The following is a 24,248-nucleotide window of genomic DNA, read 5'->3' on the forward strand; positions in this document are numbered from 1 at the left end:
AAAGGTAAGGTTTCAATAATGCTATAAACGAACAGTACCTATATCAATTGTTTTTCGTTGTGTAACTACTTAATTTGCCATTGAGCAAACATACAGCTGTTACATAAACATCAACCTGGACTTTGGCATTGATAGTTTGATAATTTCAGGCTATTAAGAAAACTCCAACACAAAATATATTTACATCACTTCACTGGACAGGGGAGCAGCTATGTCTAGAAGAAAACATCCAGCCAAGAAAATAACCAGAATTTCACAAAAAATCGCTCATAAATTATTACAAACCAGCGAAAAAAAGATTGTTTGGTTACTACGATCCATTTCTGGTCTCAATAGAAGACGAGAAACAACTAATGCAGGGTTTGTATTACCAACAGTAGCAATGGTATCAATAGTGGTTGTTCTCCTAACCACAGCCATTATGTTCCGGTCATTTGACCGTGCTAAAAATGCCAGCAATGTCCGTGTCAATGAAGCTGTTTTAAGTGCTGCAACTCCAGCAATTGATAGAGGTAGAGCTAAATTAAATAAGCTATTTCAAGATAAAGGATTACCACGGGCTACACCAACGGATGAAGCCTTATACAATGTTTTGACAGATAAGTTAACAGAATATACCTTTGGTGACGAAACCCCATTGGAACTAGGTTTTGATATTAATGGTAATAACAAAATTGATCCACCAGGAGAAAATACACCAATATATGAAAATGAAACTCTCAAAACTGCTTGGAAGTTTCCTGTTGATACCGATAACAACGGTAAATTTGATAGCTACACCTTGTATGGAATTTACTTTAGAACTCCTGAAGTAAGTAGTGATAATAAATATGAGCGTGCCAGAAATGCTTTAGAAGCCAGAACTCCACCAATGGTAGAAGGTACTCTAGATACAAGTTGTGGTGCAAATACGAGTGCCGTTTTAGTAGGTAATACGGGATGGGTTAAACAAAATAATGAGTTAAAGAAATCCTTTTTTGTTTATACTGCCACAGTACCAATTACATCCAAACCGCAAGATGATACCACTATAGCTACGGAAGATAAAGATAAATATGAGCAGTACAAAGGCAACAAAGGTTTTGCATCTGTAGAATATCAACAAGATCGGTTACAACTACCACCGAATAACTACGCTGTTGTTTACGAAGATGACGTAGAAATTACTCCAGGTGCAGCATTAAATCTAAATGGGGCAATTTTTACTAATAGTAACTTTCTCACTACCAATACTATCAGGTTATACCAAGTTAGTGCCTTAAAATCCTGTTTTTATGAACCTAGCAATGCAAAAATTGTAGTTGGTGGCAATTTAGCTATTGATAAATTTACATCTGGTTCTAGCAGCAATACTTCAAGCACTGAAGTCGATTTATTCCAAGGAAAGTCTACTAATCCGACTAAGACAACATGGATAAGATCAGTTACTGCAACTCCTCAAAATACAGCCTATAACAATCAAGCCTATGTGAGTCGCATAAATCGATTAGTTGCTGCTCAAATAAGCAATTCAGATACTACTGATCCATCAGAAGTAAAAGACGGTATTGAAAAGAAAAAGAAAAGTTTAGGTTTATCCAGTTTCACGACACTAGAACTTGAGAAAATTCGCCGTCAACAGCTGGAACTGTATTTTAAAAGACGCACCCGTCGTGTACCTTTTGCAGAAGTGGCTTTTAATGCTACAGATGCAAGTCCTAGCCCACTATTGCAAGGAAGTGCTGATACATTACGTGCTAATGATAAATGGATTTATCCTACAAAACCAGAAGACGGTAAAACAGATACTGATACATACACCAAACTAGCGCTCAATATCAGTAGTACATCCTTAGAGCCAAAGGCCACAGAGCCAAAAGAACTCAAAAAAAATAGTGGAAAAGAAGCAGAATTAGGTGACAGAGTTGTAGTTGGTAACAACTTGCCTGAACTTTGGTGGGATAAAACTAAAGAGCAGTTTGTAGGGTCAGGTGTTGAGGATACGCAACAAATTGATGGTATTAAATGGGACAAGCCGGACAATACCACAGAAATTCGTACCCGACGTTCTTTAGTGCAGACATTGGCTGATGTCGGATCTACAGAAAGAGATGGAGACTGGGAACTAGACGCAGCTAAAAATCCAGCAGACCCCACAGTACCTGTAGGTGGTTTGCGAGTAATCACTGGTGCGGGTATTTATTTTAATCAAGGTGGTACTCCTAGTACTTTTGATAACACTATCAAAACTATTTGGCCGGATACAATGCCAGTGCCGGGTACAGCACCAACTCAAAAGACTATCCAGCCCTATTGGATGTATGCTTACATAACAGGCGCTTCTAACGATATAGCCTCCCTGAAATATACATGGCCTGAGATTACTGATAACCCAAGCACTACAACAGTAGATGAATCTAAAACTCCATATCTGCAAATGCGGGCTACGGCAGTTTATCACTACAAATCTGCTAGCTACAATGCACAAACGCCAAAACCCATAGCCTGTGTAAGTAGCTATTATGTTCCGACTAACAGCACTACAGCTAAGAATAAAACAACATTTGCAGGTAAAACAATACCTGGGAGTACTGATGCAAATGGTTTATCCAACAACGGTATAGTTTACCCCGCGCCTACCAAGACTGTCACCGATTATTCAACAGCGCTGACTTACCAATCTCAATTAAGGTATCCAAATGGACGTTTAATAGACGATGGACTACTGGCAAGAGCGTTAGCTAAAACAGCGAATCGTACTTTATCAGAGCAGTCTGCTATTGATGCTCAGATATGCGCCCTGCAAATTCTATATGACTCAAGTTTTTTGCCTGTAACTAGCAGTCTTGCCATTCCTCACGGTGCAATTAGAGAGATATCCTTTTTAGATCCAAGAGAAGTTCAAGGTAATAGTGGGGCTAGTAATAATGTTGTGCCAACTGATACCTATAATCGTGATGTCATAGATAGACAACCACTAGAAATTCGTGCCACTGTCCTGAACCTTGACCTCCTGCGTCAACAAACTATTGGTGGAGCCACCCCATCCCAAGAATACTTACTACCCAATAGCGGTATTATTTATGCGACTCGTGATGATGCTCTGTTAGACATGAGTGCAGATATCACAGCACTTCCTTTGCTTTCAAGTAATTCAACTCCAACAGAGGCAAACAAGCTAGTCAGTCCTGTGGACTTTAAACTTGATCCTACCCGTCGCCCTAACGCCATTATGCTAGAAAAAGGTGACAAACTGGGGCGCACATCAACTTACCGAGATGTAGAAAAAGGATTGATTTTAGCTACCAATTTGCCTGTGTATATTAAAGGTAACTTTAATCGCCATCAAGACTCTGCTTCTCCAAGTAACGAACAACAAGAGTTTACACAAAAACTCGTGGGGGATTGGACTACTAAAACGTTCTATGAAGATCGCATTACACTCAATTCCAACTTTGCCTGTCGTAAGAGCGACCCCAGGTTACCCAGTTGTACTACTGGTGACGAATGGCGGCCTGCCACTGTATTAGCAGATACCGTTACCTTACTTTCTGACAGTTTTATATTTGGATTCCGTGATCAAGGTGATTATGACTGGAGCCAAAGTCCCCTAGCTTCAGTACCAAGTGGTTTCTCAAAATACAATAACTTTGTTACCCAAGCTCAATGGTATGACAGTACGGGTAAACCCAACTATTTCAGTTCCTATTTAAATAACTTTGTTACACCCATTGTTCGTAGGGCAATACCAGGTGCATATTTGACAGAAGTTTGTCCTGTAACCAATGGAAAAGGAACAATAGGAAAAGGAAAAGATGCAATAGAAGTAGATGCAGAAACATTCTGTAGCGATCCTAAAAACTGGACTATTCAGACATCCTGTAGTGATAACGGTGGAGGTAATACCTATCTCAATGACAAAATTGTAGATAAAAATGGAGATCCTGGTAACAGTAGGATTAAAACCGGATATATTTTCGATGATCCAGAAAGCTTTGGAAGTGAAAATAACAAAGGGCCAAAATGTTTTGATGATAATGCTCCCCGCAGGATAGCCTTTGTTAGAGATTTAAATACGGGAAACATAGTCGAACCACTTAAAGTTTTAGGTGTTAATAAAAGCGGGAACGTCAAAATATTCGATTTTGGAGATCCTGGTTCAGATCTCATGTCCCCACCAAACGGTGTATCTATGCCTTGGTTAAATCCAACTATAAGCGGTGGTAATATCACAGCATTTACACCAATCTTGCAAATTAAGTATCCTTTTGCTACATCTTCTAACCCAACTAATTCCAACAAGATCGGTGGTGCAGGTGGTAATCAAGATACAAATAAATGGCTACAACCAGTAGTTGCTGATACTACTTTCAACTTAATTGTTGCTGCCGGAGATAGTCCAGCCCGTCCTACAGAAGATAACGGTGGTTTGCACAACTTTGTTCGCTTTATGGAAAACTGGCAACCTCCTAGCGTTACGAGAACAGCTACAATTAGCGGTTCTTTTATGCAGGTGAAAAAGAGCGCTTACGCCACAGGCCCATATAACGGAGCATCTAACAATGGTTACGCGATTGATATTGATAACGGTAGAGGTACTGGCTTTATTCCTCCTAAAAGACAGTGGGGTTATGATGTAGCCCTGCTGTCTCAAGCGCCTGACTTATTTGCCAGCAAACTGGTACTGACCCCACCTGATTTACCAGATGAATACTTCCGTGAAGTTGGCCGAGATGACAAATGGGTAGAGACATTGTTATGCGCTAGAAATGGCACTGACAATACTAAATTTGCCATAGATACAAATCAGCATCCTTCTAACTGCCCATCATATAACTAGAAGCTGGTGAGAAGTCATGATTAAACGCAAACTACAGCAAAAAACTTCATCTTCCAGTGATTCTGGTTTTACGATTATTGAGTCACTTATAGGCATAGTTGTAGTTGCCATTTTATTGGCAGCTATATCCCCTGTCCTTGTCATGTCAACAGCTATTCGTGTCCAATCTCGGCGAATAGAAAAAGCAACTCAAGCTGCAAGTACATTCATTGATGGAGTTAGAACCAATTCAATTAAAACACCTGGAGAATACAGTAACGACAACAAAATTCCATTAGACCCAGCAACCGCAGCTGATCCGAGACTCCTGGAAGATAATTTAATTAGTCTCACCCAAATGCCTGTTCCTGATACTAAAGATGATAATGATTTGTATCTCTTTAAAAAAGATGGCATTATTTGCCATACCAGTGAGATAGGTTGTACAAAAAACTCAGACAGCCCATTTGAAGAGTTTTACATTCAAGCACGTCAAATTATAGTCACAGGAAGTGGAGCAAATGACGGTTATCGTCTAGCACTTAGGGTTTATCGAGCAGATGTTGATTTTGAGAAACCTCTCCTAGCTAGTTCAAAAGACGATTCAGGCAATACCACTAAACAAACAGCATCAGTTGTGACTGAAGGGCTGGGTAACCAGCAAGCACCAGCAATAGAAAGAACAGTGGATATTGGCAATGTTAGCACTACATTTCAGGCTTTATGTAATCGTCTTGGCCTAGCACCAGACAAGGATGGAAACAACCAAGACTGTCAATAATTAGCCAAATATTATTCCAAGTCAATTAAAAAATTTGTTTGTAGTGAGGGATAAATCCCTACTGGAAATTATTTTTAGGACTAAAATCCTTACTACAAACTTTTTCCTCGTTAGAAATTGGAAAACCTGACAATGTACAAACGGTGCATCTTCAATAAAAAGATAAACCCATGATGAAGACAATCCAAATTATACTTAGGAGCCATATCAAAAGCTCCAAAGTCATTCAGAAACATGGCGGTTTTACTCTCATTGAATTGTTAGTAGCTTTATTGCTCGCATTTTTAATCATTACACCATTATTAGGCTTCATGATTAATGTGTTGAGTACAGACCGACAAGAGCAAGCTAAAGCAAATTCTGAGCAAGAAATCCAAACTGCACTCAATTACATTTCCCGCGATTTACAGCAGGCGGTGTATATCTATGACACTGCTGGTATTGAGGCAATAAAATCTCAATTGCGTTATCCAGATGATGCAGAAAAGTTGCCTTTACTAGTTTTTTGGAAACGAGAATTAGTTAGTGATGTAATAGCAGCCGCCACTGGTTCAAAAAAAGATGATACTTTTGTTTACTCATTAGTTGCTTACTATTTAATCAAAGATAGTAATACTACTAATGCTACTTGGTCAAAAGCTGCTCGTATCGCTAGATGGCAAATTAAAGATGGTGTGAAAGCTATAAGTGGTGGTGTAACTTGTACAGGATATACTGCCAATTATATCAATGCTGATAACTGCCCCAGCCCAGGTTTTGCTCCCTTTGAAGACCAGTTTGATGAGGCTGACAGTTTAGAGCAAGGGATGAACAAATGGAAAAAATCATCTGTAGCTTATAGTTCTAATAATACTGCTACAGTGCTGATTGACTATGTTGATCAAAGTACAGATTCACCACGACCAGCTGCAACTTGCCCTCCTAACTCCACAACGCCTCCAATTACATGGTCAACAATAGCACCATCAAATAGTATTACAGGCTTTTATGTTTGTGTGGATAGAGCTAACACAACAGCACAGGTATTCATCCGAGGTAATGCACTGGCTCGTATCGAAAGCGATACAAATAGAATCAAATACAATGCTGGTAATAAAACTTATTTCCCCACAACAAGTGTAAGAATTCAAGGACGGGGATACTTATTTAGGTAAATATTGCAAATTCAAGGGGCAACCAATGGCTGCTGATTACATAATAGAAAAGATGAATGTCAAACTATTACAGCTTCACAGCAAAAATGCAAAAAATAAACTACGAAGTTTAGTATGTGAACATAATCAGCAAGATGCTGGTTTCACTTTGCTAGAAGTATTAGTAGTGGTACTAATCATAGGAATTTTATCAGCTATAGCAGCTCCTAGCTGGCTGGGGTTTGTCAACCGTCAGCGATTAAGTAAAGCTAATGATGCTGTTTTAGCCGCACTACAGGAAGCACATCGAGAAGCTAAAAGGACAAAAACTAGTTACAGTGTCAGTTTTAAAGTAGAAAATAAAATTCCTAAAATAGCCGTTTATCCTTCTTCTTCTAGTCCTGAATGGCAGACTTTGGGAGGTGACTTAGAATTTAAGTCTGGACAAATCGCACTTTTGACAAATCTGACTGATCAAAATAAAACTAATGACAATGGTACTTTAGATTTAAGCTACAACTTTTTAGCTACTGCTAAGACCATTACTTTTGATTACATGGCAAGTCTACCAAATGCTTATTTTGGTATAAAAAATGAAAGTTCTCAAGAAACCCCAGGCTTAAAAATTGCTGTAGTTATACCGACTTCTGCTACTTCTGCATCCACTAATGACATGAAGCGATGTGTAATAGTCAAAACTCTTATAGGTGCAATGATTACAGAGAAAGATACTAAATGTAATTAAATCCATTGCTCACCTTTTTATATAGAGCTATCAACTTATATCAATGAAAAATTGCTTGGATTTAACAGTAGCTATTCCCACTTACAACGGTGAACATCGTTTACCTGAACTACTAGAAGGACTAAAAAATCAAATTAATACCGAAAATTTATCTTGGGAAATTATTGTTGTAGACAATAACAGTACTGATAAGACATCTCAAGTTATTAAAACTTATCAAGAAAATTGGCAGTGTTCTTATTCCTTAAAGTATTGTTTTGAAAGAAAACAAGGAGCAGCGTATGCACGAAAACGGGCAGTTACAGAAGCTAGAGGTAGATTTATAGGTTTTTTAGATGATGATAATTACCCTACACCCACCTGGGTATCAGCTGCTTATGCTTTTGGTGAACAATATCCCAAAGTGGGAGCTTATGGTAGCCAAATTCATCCTGATTGGGAAGTAGAACCACCCAAAAATTTTGAGAGAATTGCCCCATTTCTAGCAATTACAGAACGAGGAAACTTACCTTTGTTATATAAAGCTAGTAACAAATTACTGCCTCCTTCTGCTGGACTTGTCGTGCGTCGTCAAGCTTGGCTAGATAGTGTACCTGAGCAACCTATTTTAACTGGTAGAGTAGCAGGTAATATGCTTACTAGCGAAGACTTAGAAATGTTATCTTATATCCAAAAATCCGGGTGGCAAATTTGGTATAACCCTGCAATGGAAATTTACCATAAAATTCCTAGTTTTCGTTTAACTAAAGAATATTTAATACCCTTTTTTCGTGGGATTGGACTTAGCCGCTATGTAATTCGTATGCTGAATGTAAGCCCTCAAATAAAACCATTTTTATTTATAGCTTATATGCTTAATGATTTACGTAAAATAACTTTTTATTTGCTCAAGTATGGATATCATTTGCAAACTGATTTAGTAAAAACTTGTGAATTTCAACTATTCTTAAGTAGTTTAATCAGTCCTTTTTATCTTTGGAAAAATGGGTATTTTAAGCAAAACAAAACTAACCTGATTTAATTCCTGATTTAATTTAAAATTATATAAATGTTCACAAAATATAAATAATAAATACTTTATATAAGATTTAAAAAGCGAATATATAAAAATGAATGTATACAGAAATTTATATAATTACTTACAAATAATAAAATATTCCAATATCAACTTTAGTAGTGGTTTTACTCTGCTAGAAACCTTAACAGTTATTTTGATGATTGGCATATTATCTGCTATAGCAGCACCCAGTTGGCTAACTGTTGTAGACACTCAACGTCTTAAGACTGCTCAAAGTGAAGTTTACAGTGCTATGCGACAAGCCCAAAGCCAAGCCAAAAAAGAAAAATTGGCCTGGCAAACCAGTTTTCGTAACAATAACGGTATTGTGCAATGGGCGGTTCACCCTGCAAGTGTTAATCCTGCCAATGCTAACTGGAATAATTTAGATGCCAATGTTCGCTTAGACGAGGAAACAACCTTACAACAGTCAGGCGGGGTAAGGCGAATCCAATTTGATTACATGGGTAATGTTGATAAACCTCCTCTAGGGAGGATTACTCTATCTAGTAAACATGGTGGCAGAGCTAAACGCTGCGTTTTTGTCTCTACAATTTTAGGCGCAATGCGGACAAGTAAAGAGCGTACTACAGCCCAAGATGGCAAGTATTGCTATTAAGATATTCTTTGTTGAATCGAATAACCTATGGCGTGCTAAATTCACCAGAAATCGCAAAACAGCATCTGATTATTTTTACTCGTTATCCAGAACCAGGGAAAACAAAAACTCGGTTGATACCTGCTTTGGGAAGTGAAGGCGCTGCTCATCTTCAAAGGCAGATGACTGAATATACTGTATTTCAGGCTCAAGAATTGCAAAAGTTAACTCCCCTTACTTTTGAAGTGCGGTTTGCAGGTGGCAATTTACAGCTAATGCAAGATTGGCTAGGGTTCGCTTTAAATTACCAGTCTCAAGGCGAAGGGGATTTGGGCGAACGAATGACGCGATCGCTTTTTGATGCTTTTCAAAGAAGTGCAGAACAAGTTATCATCATCGGCACAGATTGTCCTGGAGTGAATTCCCAGCTTTTAGCAACGGCATTTGAACAACTGCATAGTTTTGATCTAGTCGTTGGCCCAGCGATTGATGGTGGCTATTATTTAATTGGTTTGCGTCGTTTGATTGCCCAACTATTTACTAACATCAGCTGGGGAACTTCTCAAGTATTGCAACAGACTATAAACATTGTTCAAAAGCTTAATTTATCACATATTTACTTACCTCCTTTAGGTGATGTTGACCGTCCAGAGGATTTACCAATTTGGCAACAAACTCTTGATAGAGAAGTTGGTAATTGGAAAGATTACAAAGCAGAAACTTGAAAGAAGATAGGTTAGCTGGAGAGTTCAAAAGAAAAACTTAAAATTTTTTCGTGTTTTACTCCTGCGCTCACGCAAACCTCAGTATATTGAATCACCAAGTATTTCCTGAAGACACCATAGATTACAGATGCTAGCGTGGTGTAGTTTCAAACCAATAAATAGAAAATCTGCACTAGTACTGTATCCATCTTTGGTAGCTACGCAACAGATAGGTCATGGTAACAATATTCAAGTAACTTTAAATAGGACAATCACTCTGATTTACAACAAGACCGAAAAAATATGGTTAACCGTTCTGCTTCCGTAAATACTGCCCTCATCCTAAAAGTGGTCGGCATAATTTTAATTTTGTCCTTTTTGGTTGACTTTTTAATTTTCTTGTTACCCTTTCAACCAACTGACCGAGGATGGCAAATCAACTTGGCAACAGCCGTAGTTGATAGAGGAATTGTGCCGTTGGTAGGCTTGGGGATGTTGTTCGCTGCATATTGGTTTGAGAATGTAGAGGATGGCGATCGCCCACAAGGTATAGATTTAAGATTTCCAGCCTTGATATTAGCAAGTATCTTAGGGTTGCTATTCTTGCTAATTTTTCCTCTGCATCTTAATAATGTTCGTCAAGCTAGCACACAAACAGTAACTCAAATTAACCAGGATGCTGAACAAGCAGAAAACCAACTAAAAAATCAACTAGCGCAATTCCAAGCTCAACTAAACAACGAACAAGGAAAAGCTCAGTTAGAACAATTGCGAAACCAAGCTAGATCCCAGTTTGCTGAACTGCTTAAAGATGAGCAGAAATATAAACAAGCACTTGAAAATCCGCAACTTCCCGCTGCTCAAAAAGAGTTACTCAGGAAGTTTAAAGCAAATCCCCAAGAACTTGATAAATTTATCGCCCAACAAACAGATCCTCAAGGGCTTGCAAATCAAAGGCTCAACCAAATTCGTCAGCGCAGGGAAGAAGCTGAAAAGCAAGCTAGAGACAATGCTTGGAAGTCTGGGCTACGGATTGGTATTAGTAGTTTGCTACTGTCCATTGGTTACATAATCATCGGCTGGACAGGATTAAAAAGTATGGGTGCTGCCAAGGGTGGTGGACGAAAAGCCTCTGTACGCTAGATAACTATTCACGGGCAGTAGAACGGTTCAAATATTTTTTAACTATTTTTGAAAGTTCATACTGCCAGTTATCTAAATAAGAAAAATAAGAAGTCAATCAAGCAATTAAAAATTTAAAGTTATCAAGATAGCTGAATATATACAAGTTAAGTATTATGCGGCTTAGTAATTAGTCAAATATCTATAATACAAAAAAATGTTTTCAATTTACATACTTACATATAACGAAGAGTTAGATATTGCTGCTTGTATAGAGTCGGCGATGCTATCGGATGACATTATTGTTGTAGATTCATGCAGTAGCGATCGCACTGTAGAAATCGCCAAAGGCTATCCTATTCGCGTTTTTCAACATCCTTTTGAAAGTCATGGACGGCAACGTACTTGGATGCTAGAGTCCATTACACCGAAGCATGAATGGGTTTACATTCTAGAAGCCGATGAACGCATAACGCCAGAACTGTTTGCAGAATGCGAAAAGGCAATTCAAAATCCAGACTATACCGGCTACTACGTTGCGGAACGTGTCATGTTCATGAATCGTTGGATTCGCCATAGCACCCAATATCCCCGTTACCAACTGCGCCTATTGCGTCACGGTCAAGTTTGGTTTACAGACTACGGTCATACTGAAAGAGAAGTTTGTAGCGGTGCAACTAGCTTTTTAAAGGAAACTTACCCCCACTACACTTGTAGCAAAGGCTTGAGCCGTTGGATTGAAAAGCACAACCGTTACTCTACAGATGAAGCCGCAGAGACTTTATATCAATTACAACAAGGTAGTGTTAACTGGCGAGATTTGTTTTTTGGCAAATCAGAAGTAGAAAGACGTCGCGCCCTGAAAGATTTATCCTTACGCTTACCCGCCAGACCCTTATTACGTTTTTTTTATATGTATTTTTTATTAGGTGGTTGCCTAGATGGACGCGCTGGGATAGCTTGGTGTACATTACAGGCATTCTACGAATATTTAATTTTGCTCAAAGTTTGGGAAATGAAGCACCTGCCCGTACCCAGAATAGATGCAACAGTACCTCTGACAGATCAAAGCACACAACAGTTGCAGCACGTGGCTTCAGAAAGCACACAGGCTGATGTGGCTTGAGTCAAGGATAGTCTTAAAAACTATGTTAATTAGCTTGCTTTAAGTTTTGTAACCACTAACAAGGTTTCTCAAGCAAATAGGGCTTACGCATTCGCAATCAGGACATACGCAAAAAGGTAGTGTCTTTAGGCTGGGTGTAAGCGTGTCTCACCGCGTCTTCCTTTCTTCGCGTCCCAGCCCAGCGTCTATTTTCAGGACAGCTTAGGTCTTATTCGCGGTTATGATAAGTTTATATTTTTCATCTAAATTTTTCAGAAAAGTTCCTCCCGCCTAACTGAGACTATTCACTGGATAAAACGTCCCTTTTGTTTACCTGATAATAGTTTCAAAAGTATGAGCAGCTTTTGATTACGCTCAGTAGGATGAGTACTATTTAGTAGACTTGCAACAATACTTTACAAGTCTTATAAAGAAAAGTAACAGCCTTTGAGAATAACCAGCCCCGATCCTAGGTGGTAAACATCTCATCTAAGTTTATGCACAAAAGCGCTGGATTTCCAGCAACAAGTGCGTGCCTTTAGGAAAGTTGCTTGCGGTATTGTGTGCCTTAAGTCATGTCTTCACAGTTTGACGAATCTGTTGGTATGAATACCGATAACAAAAGTTCCACTAGCCTAAAAAAGGAGAATAGGGATTTGGCAATTGATCGCTTAAAGCAGGATTTAAAAAATGACTTGATTGCCGGATTGTTAGTAGTAATTCCGCTAGCAACTACTATCTGGCTTACGATTACCATCGCTAGTTGGGTAATCAACTTTCTCACCCAAATTCCGAAACAACTGAATCCCTTTGAAGGGCTGCATCCTATACTAGTAAATATACTGAATCTCGTAGTTGGACTAGCTGTACCACTATTGAGTATTCTCTTGATTGGCTTGATGGCGCGGAATATAGCCGGGCGGTGGTTGCTGGATTTTGGTGAGCGCTTGTTGCAGGCGATTCCTTTGGCTGGGCAAGTATACAAAACCCTGAAGCAGCTTTTAGAAACACTTCTTAAAGATGCTAATGGTAAATTTCGCCGTGTAGTTTTACTAGAGTATCCCCGTCCAGGGGTGTGGGCGATCGCCTTCGTTACAGGAGTCATTAGCAGCGATATCCAAGCCCAGATGACTCGACCAATGCTGAGTGTTTTTATCCCCACTACCCCAAATCCTACTACAGGCTGGTATGCAATAGTACCTGAGGAAGAGGTATTAAACCTGCCAATATCGATAGAAGATGCTTTTAAAATAGTAGTCTCTGGTGGCATTGTCGCCCCTAATACAGCACTTCCTACACTAGTTATCTCTCAAGAGTGCAACCTGGAAGTACCACACTTAGAAACTACCTCACAGGTTATCCCCGTCGAAGAAACTTAAAATTACTCGGTAAATTTACAAGCAATATAGATAATATGGTTGTCTGGCTATGCCAAAATTTACCGTTTCTTAACTTCATTCTCTCTACCTAAATCACTTAACACTCATTCCAACTCACTTTTATGCAAGATCGTAAACCTCAGCAACTCGCTCGTGAACTGGCGCTTTTAAGCCTTAGCCAGTTGCCAGTAAATCCCAAGAAGCTCACAGAAGAACAACTACCCAAGTTAGTACTCGCAGCTGTACGCACCCTGAGATCGGAAGTACAAGATAATCTAGATCAGGCTGCTGGCGAACTCCAACGCAGTCAAGATCGCGTTTTAACTAGCCAAACTCGTGCTTCAGACCTTAATACTGCTCGCACAATGCTCCAAGAGGCAATTTCATATACCCAAACAGCAATCAATCAACTTGGTGCAGCTGTGGAGTTCCCAGAATTAATTCAGCTTGCAACTCAAGATAAGACAGTTAGCAAATATGCTATCCAAATTGTCAAGACAGTCAACGAGGAGCGAAATACTGTAGATGAACAAATTGCCTCTGCCTTGGTAGATTGGCAAGTTACTCGCTTGGCTCAAATCGACCGGGATATCCTCCGAATCGCTGTGGCAGAAATGCTGTTTTTAAACTTACCTGACAGTGTGGCTATCAACGAAGCTGTGGAATTAGCCAAACGCTACAGTGGAGATGAAGGGCATAGGTTTATTAATGGTGTTCTACGTCGATTTACAGAGCAAAAAAAGTCTGCCTAAAATTTTAGCGGAACGAAATAACCTTGATGAGTGCTAAGTTTTGAGTTGAACGTGAGAAGTGAGGATATCCTGGCGGTTTTCACACCAGAAAAGACTCAGGAGTTAAATTAAACTCATAACTTATAACTCATACTCACATAACAACTAATATCACTAGCTGCAATGGTTTTTAATTGGTTCCGTCGTCAACATAGCGATTCTTCTGATACTCCCTCAGAACAAAAACAGGGAGAAACTCCTCCTGCAAAAGAACCCCAACCAGAACCAGCCGAAACGTCAACGCCAACAGTAGAAACTACACCCGAAACAGCGGCAGACTTGTTGGCTTTTGCTAAAGCAGCTTACAAAAATATCCAGCAAAAACAGCAATCGCAGGCAGTAGAAAATCCGCCTGCCGCAGTAGATGCCCCAGAACAAATAACAGAAACTGAAGTAGTAGAAACATCTACTCCTGAAATTGAAACTACACAATCAGCCGCCGCCACAGAAACGGCATCACCAGAACCAGAATTAGATCCAAATCTTACACAAACAATTACTAAGCAACCTGCGGAAGTCGCAGAAACTACACCAATCCCAGAATTAAATGTAACTGCTGCCCAAACGACTCTTGAGGAATTATCTGGTACAGATGAAGAAAGTACAGCTAGCTCCTCAATAGCAGCCATTACTGAGACACCCGATGTCTCTAGTGCAGAATTAACGGTAAGTCAGGCAGAGTCAGCACAGCCAACAGCACCAACCACTTTATCTTTCTTAGAACGGGCAGCAGCTGAACAGCAAGCAAAGCAAGAAAGACTGCTAGCCAACGCGATTGAAGTCCCAGAACCTGAGACAATACAGCCAACAGCCGCCACTACAGTCTCAACCACCGCTACGCCACAGACAGCAGAGGAAACTCTGGGATTAACCTTTGATGAAGGGTTTGTATGGTCAGCAGAAGTTTTAGCAGCCCAAGGTAGACGTCCAGAAGACGTTTCGATTGAAGAAATTACTTGGCTCAAAAAGCTACGCCAAGGGTTAGACAAAACCCGTCGTAATATCCTGAACCAACTGAAGGCAATTGTTGGTCAAGGACCACTCAACCAAGCTGCTGTAGCGGAAATCGAAGCTTTGCTTCTACAAGCTGATGTGGGTGTAGAGGCTACAGATTTGATTATTAATTCGCTGCAGAAAAAATTGCGAGAAGAAGTTACCCCTCCAGATGAAGCGATCGCCTACCTCAAAAAAATTCTGCGGGATATGCTGGATGGCCCGGTGAGTAAAAACCATAAACCTAGCTTTGCCCCAGAAAAAGAAACACTGAACATTTGGTTGATCACTGGGGTGAATGGTGCAGGTAAAACAACAACCATTGGCAAAATCGCCCACTTAGCACAAAAATCCGGTTATAAATGCTTGATTGGTGCAGCAGACACCTTTCGTGCTGCTGCTGTCGAACAAGTAAAAGTTTGGGGTTCTAGAAGCGGTGTAGAAGTCATTTCTAACCCTGGCAAGAATACAGATCCGGCAGCAGTAGTATTTGATGCGATCGCAGCGGCCCAAGCCAGGGAAACTGAACTACTTTTAGTAGATACTGCGGGACGATTGCAAAACAAGAAAAACTTAATGGACGAACTTAGTAAAATTCGTCGGATTATCGACAAAAAAGCCCCTAATGCCAATGTAGAATCACTATTGGTTCTAGACTCCACTTTAGGCCAAAATGGATTGCGGCAAGCTGAGGTTTTCTCCCAAGCTGCCCAACTCAGTGGTGTAGTATTAACCAAGTTGGATGGTACTGCCAAAGGAGGTGTTGCTCTTGCTGTCGTACAGCAGCTAGGATTACCAATTCGCTTTATCGGTGCTGGTGAAGGAATTGAAGATTTGCGTCCTTTTTCCAGCTACGAGTTTGTCGAAGCGCTATTAAGTGGCTAGTTTAAAATTTTTTAGTTAAGATTTCTCTTTGAAAACTAATAAGTTTGGGACTTACTCCTCTGGTGTTGTCATTGCAAATTAATAGCAACAAAGTACTAGAAAAACGTAAGTCCTAAAATCGTTAGTTTGTCACAAATAAAGTATAGCTTTGCTAAAAACTTACTCTAATGCTGCATTTTTAGCCTTTAATGATGGGGTTATCAGATATCGCAGCACAGAGGACTTCTAAGATACAGCTTTCAATCTTGTTGTAGAGTGGTTAATTTTTAAACAACCGCACTTTCAAGTACCGTCTTCATCAGTATCCTGTTGACAAACAGGAAATTAGTGTAAACGAGACATAGAAGCACTCCTAGTTGATTGCAAGTTTTTGTTGTTTTAGAATTGTCAAATATTACTGCCAAAAATTTAGAAATGTAAAATATATTTGATAAGCTACAAAACTGTGTTTCACTTTTTGGTGTAAAAGTATTAGGAATGGATATTTTAACTTTAAATCAGATCAAAGTAATGTGTTTACGTGTTTTCCAGCTTAAAGATGAACTCTCTTGACTTGATACTCATCCCTACTCTAGAAACCCATACTCTGAAAGAGCTAGACCCACCAGCCCCAATAGTAAATATTTTGACAATGTAATATATTATTTTTTTTCAAAAGGATTTTATGTCTAAAGACATATGGAAGATCTGTAACTAAGTAATAAATTTATGAAAAAATCAAATTCTTGATGATGTCTGTCGGAAATTGCTGATTGTACTGAGTAGTTTCGGATGAAGAATACATTAGTTTAAATTTATATATTTAGTTAGAAATTTAAGCAGCAAATGCAATACTTATATAATTTAAGTCTTACGTCTTTATACTCTTGCTAAAATGACAAATCTTGTCCCAATATGGTTTAGCAATCGCAAAACCAAAATATTGATAAGTTACTAAGATTTACCTATCTTTTATCTTAAAGTGCAATAATACCCGTGCCTGTGTCTCAATTGCCCTCTCAACCCACTGACAGTAATAGTAGTGCCGCGACAGATGTTACTCCCGTCGTAGCGCTCAAAGAACTCGTGTCAAGGCTGCACCGGGAACAGAACAAAATTCAGGATTTGTTAAGTTCATTAGGATTTGCCCTCAGAAGCTTCAATAATTTAAATCAATTTTTGGAGCTAATCCCGCTGATGGCAACCAGAGTCACAGATGGGGACGGCAGCGCCCTATTTCTTTACAAACCTAACGGTCAAGTTAGATTAGAACAATTACACTGGCAAGACAGTCGCCAGCGCAAGAACATCCGCAAAGCGCTAGAAACAGCTACTAGTCAAATCACACTTGTGCCCAGTAGTGCTCCTCTAGCAACTGCTACGGGGATGTTGGATGATCAGATGCATCGTTACTTGGGGCCAGATGTACAAATTTTTGGCACGGCTATTTTAGTAAAGCATACAGAACGAGGCTGGCTATATGTCTTGAGCCGCGATCCAGAATATAGCTGGACAGAAACCAGACAAAAGTTAGTCAGGTTGGTGGCAGATCAAACAGCAGTAGCGATCGAAAACGATGAACTAGCAGTAGAATTACGGAAAAAAGAACGCCTAGATCAAGAACTAGAAATTGGCGCAGAAATTCAACGGCGACTACTACCACGCCAATGTCCCTACATCCCGGGTGCAGTGCTGGCTGCACGCTGTAAACCAGCTAATCGTGTGGGTGGGGACTACTACGACTTTATTGCCACTAATAAAAATCAGATTCAGCTACATACTACAAACGGTTTGGAAGCTGGTTCTTGGGGCTTGGTAATTGGAGATGTCATGGGCAAAGGCGTTCCCGCAGGGCTAATTATGACAATGATGCGGGGAATGCTACGGGGAGAGGTATTACATGGTAATTCCCCATCCAAAATCTTGCAAAACTTAAATCGAGTCATGTATGCGGATTTGGAAAATTCCCACCGCTTTGTGACGTTATTTTACTCAGAATATAATCCCCAAACCCGAATTTTGTCTTATAGCAATGCTGCACATAATCCTCCTTTGTGGTGGCATGCAGCAACCAAAACTGTAACCCGATTAGATACCTTGGGAATGCTTATTGGTTTAGATGCCAATAGCCAATATGAAGATGCCCACGCACAACTAGAGCCTGGGGATACAATTATTTACTATACAGATGGCTTGACTGATGCCGCAGCTGCGGGTGGCGATCGCTTCGATGAAGAAAACTTCGTCGCTTCCTTCAGTGCTGCTTGTAGGTATTGCGACGGGCCGGAAGAAATTGTAGATTATTTGTTTGACCAAGTTCAGCAATTCGTTGGTGATGAAAAACAAAACACCGATGACATGACATTAGTTGTTCTACAAATCGAATAGTTCTTAGCCATTAGTTCTTCAAAACACAATTGACCAACCCTGCTTTTGAGAATCTTGCTTGGTATAAGAGACACCATCAATCTTGATTCCATTGTTATCAAGTAGGGTAATAATGCCGCCATTATTATCTAGTTGGATGCCGTTTTTGTCTAAAGGTACTTTGACAACTTCGCCCGCATTGATAGTACCACTGAGGCGTTGTTTGCGTTTAAGGCGATCGGCAATTGCCCAACCACTCAAATCAACTTGATCGGGTGAGGTATTGATTAAAGTCACAGTCTCCTTACCGACGTCATCGCCATAAGGATTTACCAAAGCAGCAATAATACGGACTGCCGCAGTTGCCGCGATCGGTGTAATATCATCTATTCTGTTACCAGTAATATCGTCAGTATGGAAAGATTGGGACTGAAAAGCTAAAAAGATGCCTACCCACTGATTCCGAGCCGGATAGTGTATTAACAGTCCACCATCTTGCCAAACACCATTGTCTTTTTGAAATTGACCGACACTACCCTGGTTAAAGTGGATGTCGTGAATACCGTTACCAGGAAGAAAACCAAAATACTTGTCCTTCAAATCTTCTTCCGGGCCCCACCTTTCACCAAAGGGATATAAAACGGCTTCTGGTGAAGCGATCGCTCTGGCAATATATAATTCTAGCAACTCGTTAAGGTCATTGTCCGGCCCTGGAACGTTGTATGGCAAAGCCTTCATCAGCTTCGGGTCAAACAAGTTTCCTCGAATGTAATCTAAAGCTACTCCCCCAGGTTTGCTTTCTAATTCGTTGAAACCGAAATCTAACTCTTGCAATTCCTTAGTAATGGGATGCGAAAAGTTTTCGTCGATAAAGTAAAGCAATTCTGAAGGACTTTGCTTGGATTTGACATTGATGGCGATGCGATACTTATTTTTCTTGTCGTCAGTCACCAGAACTTGGTAATGAGGAGTCGGGCCTTCACCAAGCTTGCGATCTACAGCCTGGGATTTTAGAACACCGTAATTTTTTAAGGGCATCTATGTTCTCCAAAATTGTTTGCTGCTACGAACAACATTTCTAGGACTTACGCACTGATGAGTTTGTCTGTTGAGGCTGGGGGTTAAGGGTATGAAATATAAAGCTTTTGAACACTTTTGTCTTTAAATCCTCATATCTTACCTACCAAAGCCTTTTATGTAATTTAAGTACAAGTTAAATTACTAGGACTTACGCACTGAAGTCTGAAACCCTGATCCCCCCTAACCCCCCTTCAAAAAGGGGGAACGTCTAAAGCCCCCCTTTTTAAGGGGGTTGGGGGATCTGAGTGCGTAAGTTCTGATTACTTAGATTAATACGCATATTTTCAATTTATTAATCATGTAACATCACAATCTTGCCTAAGTATGATTAGATACGGTAGTACCCTGGAGGGTGATTTGTTGAGTCTGTAAGCACTTACCGATAAACCAACCCTAACCAATGGGGGTAAGCATAAGAATCTATAATTAGCAATCTTGTCCCTTGATAAGTATTGAATACCCAGCTGGCTGTGGCTTGAAGATTTTCCATCAGATAGTTATTTTCGCCAAAAGCTTCAAAGGCAAGACTCCACCAAGCATTCTCTTGAATCACCAAATTAGTAATTTCTACACGGCAACCATTAGCGATACGTTCCTGATCTGAAACAGGTTGTGCTGTCAAATCAGCTAAAACTTGAAAAAGTTGCGAATAGCGAACTTTCTGCACACTCACCCACAAAGGGTTCCCCAAAACCATTGCAGGCTGAAAACTTTCTTGTGTCGAGTCCTCACACAACCATTTTCCCCATTTCTCTGGCTGACCTGCAACTGATTCCCCAAAACGCACAACGCTGAATTCTGCTTGCCGCCATTTGACTTCCAGCCTTCCTTGCCGCAGTTTTATACCGAGATAATCACATCCTGGCGAGTAAAGATAAATGTCTTCCCGTGCTTCTGGTGATTGTAACGGATCAATCAAACAATTTTGCTGAAACCAAAGTTTAATATCTTCGGGAAGCTTGCCAGGATAAAACCAGCGCAATTCGTTACTGATCAACATAGATTAGGTTTTAGATTTTTGTGCATCTGTCTTGATGCATCTTCTCATTTCCCCAGGTAGGGTATCATCCGAAGCGTACCTGTTGATGGGACAATGAGAAATTGTGCTTGCCTTGTTTTGCTTCCAGGCCAAAGGAATCTATAAAAAATGTGGAAACGAATTGCATTAATGTTGCTATTAGTATTGAGCTTCAGTCTGAGTAATTCTGGTGTAGCGGCTGCGGCTGGACTCAAAAGCTTTGTAAACACTAGTAATGGCTATGAGTTCTCATATCCTAATGGCTGGGTGCAAGTTAAAGTTGCTAACGGCCCTGATGTGGTGTTCCACGATTTAATAGAGATCAGTGAAAATGTCTCAGTAGTGATTAGTCCTGTTCCTGAAGGCGAAACTTTAGCACAACTGGGAACACCAACAGAAGTAGGGTATAAGCTGGGTAAAGCTGCTCTCGCTCCTGCTGACTCTGGACGTACAGCTGAGTTAGTCAATGCCTTTGAGCGGGAATCTAACGGTAAGACATACTATATTTTAGAGTACGCAGTTAAACTGCCCAATCAACAGCAACGGCACAACATTGCTAGCGTCGCTGTTAGCCGTGGTAAACTTTTTACTTTTAATGCCTCAATTCCTGAAAAACGTTGGCAGAAACTTAAACCAGCTATAGAAGAAGTTGTCAGTTCTTTTTTGGTTTATTAATTGATAATGGGGAATGGGTCAAGGTTAATAGGTAATTTTTAATTCGTCTTTTCCCCTTTTCTTTCTAGTTTAGATATGGGCATTCCATCTTTTGTACTTGCCTCTGCTTCGCCGGCGCGACGCCGTTTACTGCAAACTGTTGGTATTGAACCGATAGTTTGTCCTAGTGACTTTGATGAGTCACAAATCCAATTAGATGATCCTGGCCAATTGGTGCAAACTTTATCCCAGCGCAAGGCGGAAACTGTGGTTCCGCAGTTTGAAGCAGCTTTGATCATGGGTTGTGATTCGGTTTTGGCTGTCAATGGCGAGATTCATGGTAAACCCGCAAACTCTACCGAAGCGATCGCCCGTTGGCAGATAATGCAAGGTAACTTTGGCGACCTCTACACTGGTCATACCTTGATTGACCTTGCTAAAAACCGCACGGTGGTCAAATGTCAGGTTACCAGAGTTTATTTTGCTCAAATGAGCGATCGCGACATTCAAGCTTATGTTGCTACAGGCGAACCCCTCAAATGTGCTGGGGCCTTTGCCTTAGAAGGTTTCGGTAGTCTATTCGTGGAAAAAATAGAAGGTTGTCACAGCAACGTCATTGGCTTAAGTCTACCGTTGCTGCGGCACATGCTAGCCGAACTAGGATACAACGTGATTGATTTTTGGCAATAAGTTATTTGTCTACAACTAATAACAAAACTGCCTAGTATGCAGTATTGCTTCTCCATGATCTGGAATCCAAGCTAGCCACTCATCTTGTGAAACCGGACACAATAATAGTGCTTCCTCAAAACTAAAGGGATTGGGAAGTTGCAACAGTTTCACCCAGGTAGAAGCTGCAAACTTCTGTGGTGACTCGTTGGAGTAAAACTTGTTGGTAACATCCAGATTCTGCCTTCTGAGTTGCACTGCAAAATCTGGTTTCTCAGAATCTAGTTTCATAGCTGATGGACTAATTTCAAATTATTTCTGTAACTCAGGATACAAAATAAATAATCCTGTTGAAAAGCAACCGTTTTATAACTTTACAGAAAGTCGGCGATTCATCCCATCCTTAGAAGAAGTGGGATTTCGCGGGCATGGCGAATGGGGCATAGGAAAGAATGCCAATGCCCAATCACGCCAGTTGCCTCAAGTCGGGAAACCCGCCTAGGGCAGTGGCTCCCCAATGCCCCAAGTCAAGGGGAAGATTCATCTCACCCCTAGAAGAAGTGGGTCTTTCCCGCGCCGACTTTCTGTAAGTGTTTGCTTATGTTGCAAGCCAGAATAGGTATGACGCGGCTAGTTGTAGACTGGCAAATAGACCACATTCCCCAGCTAGAATATGTCATTTACTTCTACTCCCTCGCTGCGCGAGCAACAACATCCCTTAATTCGCCAGCTGGCTGATTGCATTGAGGCGGCTTGGCATAAACATTTAGATTTGTCGCCTTACAACTTGCCGGCTGAATTGGGATATGTGGAAGGTAGACTGGAGGGTGAGAAATTGACGATTGAAAATCGCTGCTATCAAACACCCCAGTTTCGGAAAATGCACTTGGAACTGGCAAAGGTGGGAAATATGCTGGATATTTTGCACTGCGTCATGTTTCCCCGCCCAGAATACAACCTACCGATGTTTGGTTGCGATTTAGTAGGTGGGAGGGGTCAAATTAGCGCGGCGATCGCAGACCTTTCTCCTGTGAGTTTAGATCGCACCTTACCAGAATCTTATACATCTGCACTGACACCCTTAAAAGTGCTAAACTTCTCCCAACCGCGTGAATTGCCGGAATGGGGACACATCTTTTCTGATTTTTGCATCTTTGTTCGCCCCAGCTCCCCAGAAGAAGAAACGCTATTTCTCTCACGTGTACAGGAATTTTTAGACATTCATTGCACCCAGGCGATCGCCTCTATTCCAGTTTCACCCGAAAAGACGGCACAAATCCTTGCAGGACAACGCAACTACTGCACCCAGCAGCAACAAAACGACAAAACCCGTCGTGTACTCGAAAAAGCCTTTGGCCCAGTTTGGGCAGAAAATTACATGACTACGGTTTTATTTGATCTTCCAGATTAAGCATTTCTTTATCTTTCCTGAAGTTCCGATGGCTATCTGTCGGACTTCTCTCTATATCTTCATCTGTAGGCTCTGTTACGTTTTCCAGCAACTGATAAATGTAGAATTCATTTAACTAAAGTTTGATGGAGTTAGAAAACAACAGCAGAGAGAGCAGTTAAGTTTTTGGTATAGATATCCAGAGATAGTTGGTTGTCTTGGTAGAGATTAGCAACAAACTCTGCTCTCGGTTTAACCAGAAAGTTAAGGAAAATGTGATGTTAGGAATACTTTATTGATCGATATTTTTTAGTTAGTCGTTAACTGACTCAATAAAAACTTACTTTAGACAGTTTAAAAGATTTCGGTGATCGAGATTTGCTGCTGTCTACTTATAAGGTAATCAACTTTACCAGTTTATCCATAATTGGGTGCAGTTTCAAACATTAAGTCAAATTAACGCAGTTCTTTCGCCACCCATCATCAACATCAAAGACTTTATGAGAGTTAGGGCGACAGTTGTAAGGGGCTTTAATCAAAGTCACATTTATTAAACTGATAACAGTAATTGTGCCTTTGCTTTAATGAATACATAGTATAGATCCATCAAACTCTACAGCATCGTCTCAATCAGCCAGACGTATTTCAATCGATTAGCCAAAGCATCTATCCCGTAGGCTAAAACTTTTAAATTGTAGAAGTCTTTGAAGCTACGAGCATCTTTGACCATCACAGGCTATGTCAAAGACATCTGCCATAAAAGCCTCTACGCAATTGTCATCATTTCATCCTAAGCAGCGGTCTCAAGCCAAATACCTTAATTCTAAGGAATTGGTAATTTTTCCTAACTAATAGTCAATTGTAAGTTACCTATTATCAGCCTAATTAATGTGTATTGATTAGCAAATTTACACTTGCGGCTGCAACTTGGTATAGGGATCTGGCTGTCTACTAAAAATCCTTCTTAAATAGTCCAACTGCGCGTAACTCGCTTTTTACT

Annotated in this window: 19 protein-coding genes; 16 read left to right on the forward strand and 3 right to left on the reverse strand. The window is 40.3% G+C overall.

Annotation, left to right across the window (positions count from 1 at the left end; translation table 11 throughout):
- Positions 1-211 precede the first annotated feature (211 nt).
- The 13 genes from hpsA to AC5JL8_RS15695 all read left to right on the forward strand — a co-directional run bounded on the left by hpsA (position 212) and on the right by AC5JL8_RS15695 (position 18,458).
- Positions 212-4,819, forward strand: coding sequence for a hormogonium polysaccharide biosynthesis protein HpsA (gene hpsA, locus AC5JL8_RS15635; RefSeq protein WP_495880082.1), 4,608 nt, complete (start codon positions 212-214; stop codon positions 4,817-4,819).
- Between the two features lie 16 nt (positions 4,820-4,835).
- Complete coding sequence (gene hpsB / locus AC5JL8_RS15640) at positions 4,836-5,579, forward strand: hormogonium polysaccharide secretion pseudopilin HpsB (RefSeq protein ID WP_495880083.1); 744 nt, start codon at positions 4,836-4,838, stop codon at positions 5,577-5,579.
- A gap of 173 nt (positions 5,580-5,752) precedes the next feature.
- Positions 5,753-6,733 (forward strand): hormogonium polysaccharide secretion pseudopilin HpsC, encoded by a 981-nt coding sequence (hpsC, locus tag AC5JL8_RS15645; RefSeq protein WP_495880484.1) that lies wholly within the window; start codon positions 5,753-5,755, stop codon positions 6,731-6,733.
- Positions 6,734-6,758: 25 nt separating this feature from the next.
- Positions 6,759-7,457, forward strand: a complete 699-nt coding sequence (locus tag AC5JL8_RS15650) for a pilus assembly FimT family protein (RefSeq protein ID WP_495880084.1) — start codon at positions 6,759-6,761, stop codon at positions 7,455-7,457.
- Positions 7,458-7,500: 43 nt separating this feature from the next.
- On the forward strand, positions 7,501-8,478 hold the full coding sequence (gene hpsE / locus AC5JL8_RS15655; protein WP_495880085.1) for a hormogonium polysaccharide biosynthesis glycosyltransferase HpsE: 978 nt from the start codon (positions 7,501-7,503) through the stop codon (positions 8,476-8,478).
- A gap of 88 nt (positions 8,479-8,566) precedes the next feature.
- A complete protein-coding gene (locus AC5JL8_RS15660; protein WP_495880086.1) occupies positions 8,567-9,133 on the forward strand; it encodes a GspH/FimT family pseudopilin in 567 nt (188 codons plus the stop codon).
- Between the two features lie 32 nt (positions 9,134-9,165).
- Positions 9,166-9,837: a TIGR04282 family arsenosugar biosynthesis glycosyltransferase gene (locus tag AC5JL8_RS15665; protein ID WP_495880485.1), complete on the forward strand. Its 672-nt coding sequence runs from the start codon at positions 9,166-9,168 to the stop codon at positions 9,835-9,837.
- A gap of 282 nt (positions 9,838-10,119) precedes the next feature.
- Positions 10,120-10,959, forward strand: a complete 840-nt coding sequence (hpsJ-B, locus tag AC5JL8_RS15670) for a hormogonium polysaccharide biosynthesis protein HpsJ (protein WP_495880087.1) — start codon at positions 10,120-10,122, stop codon at positions 10,957-10,959.
- Positions 10,960-11,155: 196 nt separating this feature from the next.
- A complete protein-coding gene (locus AC5JL8_RS15675) occupies positions 11,156-12,064 on the forward strand; it encodes a glycosyltransferase family 2 protein (RefSeq protein ID WP_495880088.1) in 909 nt (302 codons plus the stop codon).
- Positions 12,065-12,648: 584 nt separating this feature from the next.
- Positions 12,649-13,422 (forward strand): DUF502 domain-containing protein, encoded by a 774-nt coding sequence (locus tag AC5JL8_RS15680; RefSeq protein WP_495880486.1) that lies wholly within the window; start codon positions 12,649-12,651, stop codon positions 13,420-13,422.
- A 122-nt stretch (positions 13,423-13,544) separates the two neighbouring features.
- Positions 13,545-14,174: a transcription antitermination factor NusB gene (gene nusB / locus AC5JL8_RS15685; protein WP_495880089.1), complete on the forward strand. Its 630-nt coding sequence runs from the start codon at positions 13,545-13,547 to the stop codon at positions 14,172-14,174.
- Between the two features lie 162 nt (positions 14,175-14,336).
- Entirely contained in the window at positions 14,337-16,091 is a 1,755-nt protein-coding gene (gene ftsY / locus AC5JL8_RS15690) for a signal recognition particle-docking protein FtsY (RefSeq protein WP_495880090.1), read from the forward strand.
- Between the two features lie 975 nt (positions 16,092-17,066).
- Positions 17,067-18,458: a PP2C family protein-serine/threonine phosphatase gene (locus tag AC5JL8_RS15695; RefSeq protein WP_495880091.1), complete on the forward strand. Its 1,392-nt coding sequence runs from the start codon at positions 17,067-17,069 to the stop codon at positions 18,456-18,458.
- 18 nt (positions 18,459-18,476) lie between these two features.
- Here the strand turns inward: AC5JL8_RS15695 and AC5JL8_RS15700 are convergent, their stop codons facing one another.
- A complete protein-coding gene (locus AC5JL8_RS15700; protein WP_495880092.1) occupies positions 18,477-19,475 on the reverse strand; it encodes a DUF2278 family protein in 999 nt (332 codons plus the stop codon).
- A 418-nt stretch (positions 19,476-19,893) separates the two neighbouring features.
- Positions 19,894-20,517 (reverse strand): hypothetical protein, encoded by a 624-nt coding sequence (locus tag AC5JL8_RS15705; protein ID WP_495880093.1) that lies wholly within the window; start codon positions 20,515-20,517, stop codon positions 19,894-19,896.
- A 147-nt stretch (positions 20,518-20,664) separates the two neighbouring features.
- Here AC5JL8_RS15705 and psbP point away from each other — a divergent pair, with 147 nt between their 5' ends.
- Complete coding sequence (gene psbP / locus AC5JL8_RS15710) at positions 20,665-21,210, forward strand: photosystem II reaction center PsbP (protein ID WP_495880094.1); 546 nt, start codon at positions 20,665-20,667, stop codon at positions 21,208-21,210.
- Between the two features lie 75 nt (positions 21,211-21,285).
- A complete protein-coding gene (locus AC5JL8_RS15715; RefSeq protein ID WP_495880095.1) occupies positions 21,286-21,879 on the forward strand; it encodes a Maf family protein in 594 nt (197 codons plus the stop codon).
- A 15-nt stretch (positions 21,880-21,894) separates the two neighbouring features.
- Here the strand turns inward: AC5JL8_RS15715 and AC5JL8_RS15720 are convergent, their stop codons facing one another.
- The gene (locus AC5JL8_RS15720; protein WP_495880096.1) at positions 21,895-22,149 is read right to left on the reverse strand and encodes a hypothetical protein; all 255 of its coding nucleotides are present in this window, start codon (positions 22,147-22,149) and stop codon (positions 21,895-21,897) included.
- Between the two features lie 382 nt (positions 22,150-22,531).
- Between AC5JL8_RS15720 and AC5JL8_RS15725 the strand changes: the two genes are divergently transcribed.
- The gene (locus AC5JL8_RS15725; protein ID WP_495880097.1) at positions 22,532-23,269 is read left to right on the forward strand and encodes a phycocyanobilin:ferredoxin oxidoreductase; all 738 of its coding nucleotides are present in this window, start codon (positions 22,532-22,534) and stop codon (positions 23,267-23,269) included.
- The last annotated feature ends 979 nt before the right edge of the window (positions 23,270-24,248 follow it).

The sequence above is a fragment of the Mojavia sp. genome, from assembly GCF_059505145.1.

Coding starts and splice junctions, on each gene's coding strand:
- AC5JL8_RS15715 (WP_495880095.1), top strand. CDS start 21,286: ATGGGCATTCCATCTTTTGTACTTGCCTCTGCTTCGCCGGCGCGACGC.
- AC5JL8_RS15725 (WP_495880097.1), top strand. CDS start 22,532: ATGTCATTTACTTCTACTCCCTCGCTGCGCGAGCAACAACATCCCTTA.
- nusB (WP_495880089.1), top strand. CDS start 13,545: ATGCAAGATCGTAAACCTCAGCAACTCGCTCGTGAACTGGCGCTTTTA.
- AC5JL8_RS15720 (WP_495880096.1), bottom strand. CDS start 22,149: ATGAAACTAGATTCTGAGAAACCAGATTTTGCAGTGCAACTCAGAAGG.
- ftsY (WP_495880090.1), top strand. CDS start 14,337: ATGGTTTTTAATTGGTTCCGTCGTCAACATAGCGATTCTTCTGATACT.
- AC5JL8_RS15675 (WP_495880088.1), top strand. CDS start 11,156: ATGTTTTCAATTTACATACTTACATATAACGAAGAGTTAGATATTGCT.
- hpsJ-B (WP_495880087.1), top strand. CDS start 10,120: ATGGTTAACCGTTCTGCTTCCGTAAATACTGCCCTCATCCTAAAAGTG.
- AC5JL8_RS15705 (WP_495880093.1), bottom strand. CDS start 20,517: ATGTTGATCAGTAACGAATTGCGCTGGTTTTATCCTGGCAAGCTTCCC.
- AC5JL8_RS15660 (WP_495880086.1), top strand. CDS start 8,567: ATGAATGTATACAGAAATTTATATAATTACTTACAAATAATAAAATAT.
- hpsB (WP_495880083.1), top strand. CDS start 4,836: ATGATTAAACGCAAACTACAGCAAAAAACTTCATCTTCCAGTGATTCT.
- psbP (WP_495880094.1), top strand. CDS start 20,665: ATGTGGAAACGAATTGCATTAATGTTGCTATTAGTATTGAGCTTCAGT.
- AC5JL8_RS15680 (WP_495880486.1), top strand. CDS start 12,649: ATGAATACCGATAACAAAAGTTCCACTAGCCTAAAAAAGGAGAATAGG.
- AC5JL8_RS15650 (WP_495880084.1), top strand. CDS start 6,759: ATGGCTGCTGATTACATAATAGAAAAGATGAATGTCAAACTATTACAG.
- hpsE (WP_495880085.1), top strand. CDS start 7,501: ATGAAAAATTGCTTGGATTTAACAGTAGCTATTCCCACTTACAACGGT.
- hpsC (WP_495880484.1), top strand. CDS start 5,753: ATGAAGACAATCCAAATTATACTTAGGAGCCATATCAAAAGCTCCAAA.
- hpsA (WP_495880082.1), top strand. CDS start 212: ATGTCTAGAAGAAAACATCCAGCCAAGAAAATAACCAGAATTTCACAA.
- AC5JL8_RS15700 (WP_495880092.1), bottom strand. CDS start 19,475: ATGCCCTTAAAAAATTACGGTGTTCTAAAATCCCAGGCTGTAGATCGC.